Annotated in this window: 1 protein-coding gene; it reads left to right on the top strand. The window is 64.0% G+C overall.

Features of this window, described 5'->3' with window-relative positions; all coding sequences use genetic code 11:
* The coding region (iolB, locus tag GCN78_RS28910; protein WP_152254749.1) for a 5-deoxy-glucuronate isomerase at nucleotides 1-531 on the top strand (531 nt) is incomplete at both ends.

Here is a 531-nt window from a genome sequence, read left to right as displayed (position 1 = left end):
CCGGTGAACAGATGTGGGAAGCCATCGGCAATCGCCAGAGCGTGTTTGACGACGTCTCGCCGTATGCCGTGTATGTGCCGCTGGAAACCACGGTCGGCATCACGGCCGTGGGCAATGCGGAAGTGGCGCTGTGCAGCGCGCCGGCCACGACCCACCGTCCGGCGCGCCTGATCGAACCGTCTGCCATGACGCGCTCCGTGCGCGGCAAGGGCGCCAATACCCGCTATGTGTGCGACATCCTGCCGCAGACGGCCGAGGCCGACGACTTGCTGGTGGTCGAGGTGGTCACGCCGTCCGGCCACTCGTCCAGCTATCCGCCGCACAAGCACGACAGCGACAATATTCCGCTGGAAAGTTCGCTGGAAGAAACGTATTACCACCGCCTGAACCCGGAGCAGGGCTTTGCCTTTCAACGGGTCTACACGGACGACCGTTCCATCGACGAAGCCATGGCCGTGGAAAACCACGACGTGGTGATGGTGCCGCGCGGCTACCACCCCGTCACCGTGCCGTATGGCTACGACGGCTATT

Origin of the sequence: Janthinobacterium rivuli, from assembly GCF_009208735.1 — a bacterium.
GTDB lineage: Bacteria > Pseudomonadota > Gammaproteobacteria > Burkholderiales > Burkholderiaceae_D > Janthinobacterium.
This window is presented reverse-complemented; position numbering and strand designations above follow the sequence as displayed.